Source organism: Actinomadura darangshiensis (genome assembly GCF_004349235.1).
GTDB classification, from domain to species: Bacteria; Actinomycetota; Actinomycetes; order Streptosporangiales; family Streptosporangiaceae; genus Spirillospora; species Spirillospora darangshiensis.
Genome location: NZ_SMKY01000393.1, coordinates 1 through 6829 on the forward strand (window position 1 = coordinate 1; position 6829 = coordinate 6829).

The window sequence follows — 6829 nt, forward strand, 5'->3', positions numbered from 1 at the left end:
GCGTCCATGACGACAGAACCTGAGACCAGCGGCCTCAACGGTGACTGGCGCATCTACCGGGGCGACAGCCGGCCGCACGACAGGGTGCGCCGCCTCCCGCCGCCCCCGCCATGGCGCCGGTTCAGCCCGGCGGACGCGGCCGACGGACGCCTGCAACGCGACCTGCAGCAGGCGATCTCCTACCGGCCGGACGAATCGGTGGTCGACCGGGTCAACGCGGCCGTCCTGCTGCGGCGTCCGCTGCTGGTGACGGGCAAGCCTGGTTCGGGCAAGTCCACCCTGGCCTACAACGTCGCCTACGAACTCGGGCTCGGCTCCGTCCTGTACTGGCCGATCACTAGCAACACGACATTGCAGAACGGCCTCTACGACTACGACGCGATCGGCCGGCTGCACGAGACCAGCCTGCGCGGAGCGGGCGGCCGGGACGGCGCGGGCGGCCGGGACGACACGGCCGAGCCGCCGGACATCGGCCGCTACATCCGCCTCGGCCCGCTCGGCACCGCGCTGCTGCCCGGCGAGCTGCCCCGCGTCCTGCTCATCGACGAGCTGGACAAGAGCAACATCGACCTGCCGAACGACCTGCTCAACGTGTTCGAGGAGGGCCGGTTCGGCGTCCCGGAGCTGCAGCGGCTGCCCGAGGAGCAGTCGCGCATCCAGGTGATGACCGCCGACGGCGGCGCGCGGGTGCCGATCGACCGGGGCGAGGTGCGGTGCGGGAACTTCCCCATCGTCATCATCACCAGCAACGGGGAGCGGGAGTTTCCGCCCGCGTTCCTGCGCCGGTGCGTCCGGCTGGTGATCGAGCCGCCGGACCGGGAGCGGCTCGCCGAGATCATCGAGGCGCATCTCGGCGCGGACGCCCGCGCCGTCAGCGACGGGCTCATCGAGGACTTCCTCGTCCGCCGTGCCGACGGGGCGCTCGCCACCGACCAGCTCCTCAACGCCGTCTACCTCGCCACCTCCGGAAGCAGGCCGCCCGAGACGAAGCTGAAGGAGCTCCTCGGCACGGTGCTGCGCCCCATCGAGGGGCCCGGCGCGGGATGATCGGGCGGTTCGTCGAGGCTCTGCAGGCGCTCGACCCGCAGCCCTCGGCAGAGGAGATGGCGGACGCGCTGTGGCTCGCCGACTGGTTCCGGACGCACGAGGGCCCGAACCACCTGGCGATGGACGGCTCCCATGAGCCGGGCGGGGGAGGGCTCGCCGGCCCGGCGCCGCCGCCCGTCCCGCCGCCGGAGCCCGCGGCGGCGCCGGACCGACCCCCGGCGCAGCCGCACCCGGTGGAGGCGGGCGTCTACCTGGCCGGGCAGGAAATGCCGACGACCGCGTTTCCCGTCCGGATGCCCGCGATGCCGGCCATCTCCCGCACGCTGCCGCTGTCTCGCGCCCTGCGCCCGCTGCGGACGACCGTCCCATCGCCGACCCAGCGGCACCTCGATGAGAACGCGACCGCGCAGCGCATCGCCGAGACCGGAGTGTGCGAGCCCGTCATGGTGCCGGCGCAGGAGCGCCGGCACGATCTGGCTCTGGTCGCGGACTTCGGCCCGTCCATGGTCGTGTGGCGGCAGATGGTCGACGAGCTGAGGCAGCTGCTGCACCAGCTCGGCGCGTTCCGCGACATGCGCACGTGGTACCTGGACAGCGGTGCGCACCGGCTGTCCCTGCGCACCGGCTCGGCCTTCGGCGTCGGCGCCGAGCGCGATCCGGACGAGCTCGTCGATCCGACGAACCGGCGCCTCATCCTGGTCGTCAGCGACTGCATCGGCGCGGCCTGGCAGGACGGCCGTGCCGCCGCGCTCCTCGACCGGTGGGGCCGCGCCGGTACCGTCGCGATCGTCCAGCCGCTGCCGCAGCGGCTGTGGTGGCGGACGGCCGCCGCCATCGAGCCGGTGCGGTTCGGCGCGTCCGGGCCGGCGGTGGCGAACGAGCGGCTCACCGTGACGCGGGCGCCGCTGCAGATGGCCGACGACCGTCCCCAGGGCATCGCGATCCCGGTGGTGGAGCTGAGCGAGCGGTGGCTGCGGTCGTGGGCGGGGATGGTCGCCCGCGGCGGCCGGGACATCATGGGCGCGGCGGTGTTCACCGGCCGGCCGGTGCAGTCCCCGCCGCCCGCCGAGACGGTCGCCGACGCCATGTCCCCGGAGACACGGGTCAAGCAGTTCCGGGCCTCGTCATCGCCGGCGGCGTTCAAACTCGCCACGTATCTCGCCGCGGCTCCGTTGCGGCTGCCCGTCATGCGCCTCGTCCAGCGGGCGATGCTGCCGGCCTCCACGTCGGCCGACCTGGCCGAGGTCTTCCTGAGCGGCCTGCTGCGGATGGTCGGCCGACCGTCCGGCGGCGCCGAGGAGGAGATCGCCTACGAATTCCACGACGGGGTCCGGGAGATCCTGCTGCAGGGGCTGCGCAGGCGCGAGGTACAACAGGTGCTGCGCGCGGTGTGGGGCGTCGTCCGCGACCGCATCGGCTCGTCCATGGACTTCCCCGCGCTGCTCACCGCGCTGCGCAGGGGAGAGGCGCCGCTTCCGCCGGAAATGCCGTTCGCGCAGGTGGCGGCCCAGGCGCTGGTCGGCCTCGGGGGCCCGTACCGGCAGATGGCCAAGCAGCTGACGAGCGGCCGGCCCGCACCCGGAGCGATCCCGGACACGGGCGCCGCTGACGGAGCCGCCGTGGCGCCGTCCGCCGGGATGCCTGACACGACCGCGAGCGCGGAACCCGCGCCGGTGCCGCGCCGGTGGCTGCCGGGCCGCTATCCGGACTTCGTCGGACGCGACCGGCTTCTCACCGCGATCCAGGCGGCATTGGGCGACGGCATGGCGGCGCTCCTGCCGCGTTCGGAGTCGACCATGGGAGGAGAGGGCAAGTCCAACCTGGCACTCGAATACGCCTACCGCCATGCCGACGACTACGACCTGGTCTGGTGGATCTCCGCCGAGCAGACGACGTCCGCGCGGGCGGCGCTCGCGCTGCTGGCCCGTCAGCTCGACATTCCGATGAGCGACAACATCAAGGAGACCGTCGACGGTGTCCTGCGTACGCTGCGCTCCGGTCGGCCCTACGGCCGCTGGCTGCTGATATACGACAACGCGCAGGACCCCGACGAAGTCCTCAGGCTCACCCCCCGGTCGGTGGACGGTCCCGGGCCGAGACCAGGACCCGGGCACCACGTCCTGGTGACCTCACGCGACCGCGGCTGGGAGCGGTACGCGTCCGTGGTGGACGTCGACGTCTTCGAGCGGCCGGAGAGCATCGCCCTGCTCCGGCGCCTGGTCCCGCGCCTGTCGGAGGCTGAGGCCGACCTGCTCTCCGAACGCGTGGGCGACCTTCCGCTGGCGGTCCGTCAGGCCGCGGCATGGCAGGCCGTCACCGACGGCACCGTTGCGGACTACCTGCGGCTGTTCGACCGGCGCCTGACGGACATCGCCTCGGCCGCCTCGTCCGGCGACGACTTCCCGGAGACGCTGGCGGCCGGGGTGAGCCTGAACCTCGACCTGCTCCAGGAGGGGAACCCCGTCGCCTGGGCGCTGCTGGAACTGTGGGCGGTCTTCGGCCCGGAACCGGTGTCCTGCATGCTGCTGGCCGCCGGCGGGTCGGCCGGGCTGCCCGCGCCGCTGGCCGAGCTGCTGGCCGACGAGGCGCGGCTGCGGGACGCGATGCGTGCGATCGCCCGGTTCTCCCTCGCCCGCTTTGACGACGAGTCGACCACCCTCCAGGTCCACCGGCTCGTTCGGGCCATTCTCAACGACCGCCTTGGCGAGGACGGGCGGCAACGGGTGCAGGCATGTGTTCACGCGATCCTGGCCGCGGCCACTCCGGGAGACGAACCGGAGGTGGAGTCGACCTGGGAGCTCCGATCCCAGATCGCGCCGCATGTCGTCCCGTCCGGTGTCTTCGAGGCGGACGGCTCCGGCATCCGGCACGTGGGCATCGACCAGGCGAAGTACCTGTACCAGTCGGGGGACTTCGAGGGCAGCCGGCGGCTCGCGGAGATCGCCCTGGGGCGATGGCTGGACCGGTACGGCCCCGATGACGAAGACGTCCTGGACATCTCCCGCGTGCTGGCCAACGCGCTGCGCGGTCTCGGCGACAACAGGGCGGCCGCCGAGCTGAGCGAGGAGAACCTGACGCGGACGCGCCGGAAGTTCGGCGCCGATCACCTGCAGACCCTTTTCGCCGCGGCGGGGTTCAGCGCCGACCTGCGCTTCCGCGGCGACTTCCGCAGAGCCTACGACGTCGACCTCGACGCCTCGCGCCGCATGCGCCAGCTGTTCGGGGACGACGGGTCCAACACTCATCTCGCCGCCACCAATCTGGCGGTCGACATGCGGATTCTGGGGGAGTTCCAGGAGGCCCACAACATCGACATGGAGGTCCTGCGCAGGCAGACCGAAGCCGGCCACGCCTACCGGCAGCGGTTCCGCACCACCCACCACCTCGCGCGCGACCTGTACGAACTCGGACGGTACGAGGCAGCTCACGACATGCAGGCCGAGAGCCTGGCCAATCTCCGGCCGATCCTCGGCCCCAACCACTCGCTCGTCCTGCAGGCGAAGATGAGCCACGCGGGCACGCTCCACAAGCTCGGGCGGTTTCAGGAGGCGCACCGCCTGGCGACGGAGACGTTCGCCGCCCATGTCCGGCGCTTCGGCGCGCACCACCCGAACACGCTGGCCAGCCGGGTCTGCCTGGCCCTCGCCACCAGCGCGATCGGGCGTCCCGACGAGGCTCTGCCGCTCATCGACGACGCGCTGGACGGCTACCGCACGGTGATGGGCGAGCAGCATCCCTTCGTGGACGTCTGCGCCATCGACAGGGCGGTCGTGCTGCGGCGGCTGGCGGAGGTGTACGCGGCGCAGGAGGCCGACCACGCGGCGCTGTCCAGCCTCGGGGCCGGAACACTCGGACCCGACCACTACTACGCGTTGTGCGCCACGGTCGGGCTGGCCAACGACTACTATCTGCTCGGCGAACTGGAGGCCGCGGAAAAGCTGCTGTCCGGCGTCCGGGGAAAGATGATCGGCTCTCTCGGCGACCGGCACCCCTACTCGCTCGCCGTCACGCTCAACCTGGGTCGTGCTCGCGCCGCCATGGGCGGTGACACGCGCGACACCGCCGCGGCCCTGCCATCGCTGGCGCGGGAGCTCGGCCGGGACCATCCGGTGGTACGCGCCGCCGAACGCGGCGAAATGCTCGAATGCAGCATCGAGCCCACCGCCCTGTGAGAGCGCCGTAGGTCAGCGGCCCGGCGCGGCTTGGGCGAGGGCGAGATCGTGCTGGACGGTCCGTCCGATATGACCGATCAGCTTCTTCAGGTCCGGGCAGTACACCGACGGGTTGAGGTAGCCGTGGCCTTCCCGGTAGCGGTGCGCGTAGGCGCCGCCGCCGCAGATGTCGCGCACCGCGCACGAGTTGCAGGTGGCCGGCAGAGCCGCGGCGCCGATCTGGCGCGCGACCACGCCCGGATGCCGCAACGCGTCGTCGAAGCGGTTCTCGAAGACGGTGAGGCCGGTCTCGGGCGCGCCGGCGAACGAGGTCTTCAGCGAGTCGACCTGCTGGAGCGTCCCGTCGGTGTCGATGACGAGCATGGCGACGGGGGACAGTCCGACGTTCTCGCTCCGGCTCTGCCCGCCGAGCAGCACATTGATGATCTCTTCGAACATCCGGACACCGGTCTCCTTGCGCGGCGCTCGGTACCAGCGGTCGAACACCGCGATGAGCCAGTCGGCATAGGGAGTGCCGCCGCCGTCGACGGGGCGGCGGGGCGGCGGGGCAGTCCAGGTTCCGTGCGGCAGCAGGAAGTCGATGCGGGGCGGGCCCGTCTCAAGAAGCGCCTCGTACGTGCGGATCGGATCGTTGTCGAGATCCATCGTGCAGAGGAGGCCCCGGTACAGGCTCCGGTGCGAGTCGGCGAGCCGGTTGAGCCCGCGCATGACCTCCGCGTGGCTGCCGCGCCCATTGGCGCGAAGCCGGTGCCGGTCGTGCCCGTCGCGGTCGCCATCGAGGCTGACCGATACGCCCACATCATGCTCGTCGAGCATCGCCAGCATCGCGTCGGTCAGGAGCACCCCGTTCGTCTGCATGCTCACCTCGACGGCGCAGGACGGCGGCATGGCCGCGCGGAACCGTGCGACGGCCTCGGCTATGGCGGCCTTCCCCGCCAGCAGCGGCTCGCCTCCGTGGAGGACGATCGCCACGTCGGCGAGCGCATGGTCTCCGACGTGCTCGGCAATCCTCTCTGCCGCGGCGGAGAGGACCTCGGACGGCATCGCGCTCGGCCGGTTCCGCCACGTTTGGTCGGCGCTCTCGTAGACGTAGCAGTAATCACAGGCCAGATTGCAGCGACCATGGATCTTGAGGACGAACTCCGAGAACGGCATGGGACGCCATCCGCCGGCCGTCAGCGCAGGAATGTCGAGGCCGTCTAACGGCCACTCGCCGAACTCGGCCCCGGGCATCACATGCGGTTGTCGAACCCGGACCAGACCCGGTTCGGGCGGTAGAATTCTTCGCGCACGCGATGGAGAGCGGAACTAAGAACCGTTCCCTCGGACGCTTGAAGGGCGTTGAGTTCGTGGCGGTTCGGAGGGGTCCACGAAAAGGAGTCCGCGAGGTCGCTGGACTTCGATGCGCTGCCATGAGTGTCCGGCACGGCCGTCTCCCCCTCTTGTCCCGTCTGACGGAAATACGTCGCGCTTCCTCTGCGGATTAGGGGCATCAGCCTAGTCGCGACGGACCGATCATAGAGACTCGGTGTCCTGCAGAGGGGCGGTTCCGTGCGAAGACGCGCCGTTGATTTTTCTGTGGCGGGGTGGTGGTCGGGGGTGCTTCGGCG

General features: G+C 71.5%; 3 protein-coding genes. 2 read left to right on the top strand and 1 reads right to left on the bottom strand.

The window, feature by feature from the left end; all coding sequences use genetic code 11:
• Window positions 1-1047 (top strand): AAA family ATPase (locus tag E1293_RS42540; RefSeq protein ID WP_341770251.1); only part of this gene is annotated, 1047 nt, incomplete at its 5' end.
• A complete protein-coding gene (gene fxsT, locus E1293_RS42545; RefSeq protein ID WP_132205103.1) occupies window positions 1044-5219 on the top strand; it encodes an FxSxx-COOH system tetratricopeptide repeat protein in 4176 nt (1391 codons plus the stop codon). The genes E1293_RS42540 and fxsT, both read left to right, overlap by 4 nt.
• A 12-nt stretch (window positions 5220-5231) precedes the next feature.
• Here the strand turns inward: fxsT and E1293_RS42550 are convergent, their stop codons facing one another.
• Window positions 5232-6452, bottom strand: coding sequence for an FxsB family cyclophane-forming radical SAM/SPASM peptide maturase (locus E1293_RS42550; RefSeq protein WP_132205105.1), 1221 nt, complete (start codon window positions 6450-6452; stop codon window positions 5232-5234).
• Window positions 6453-6829 lie beyond the last annotated feature (377 nt).

Coding starts and splice junctions, on each gene's coding strand:
- E1293_RS42550 (WP_132205105.1), bottom strand. CDS start 6,452: ATGCCCGGGGCCGAGTTCGGCGAGTGGCCGTTAGACGGCCTCGACATT.
- fxsT (WP_132205103.1), top strand. CDS start 1,044: ATGATCGGGCGGTTCGTCGAGGCTCTGCAGGCGCTCGACCCGCAGCCC.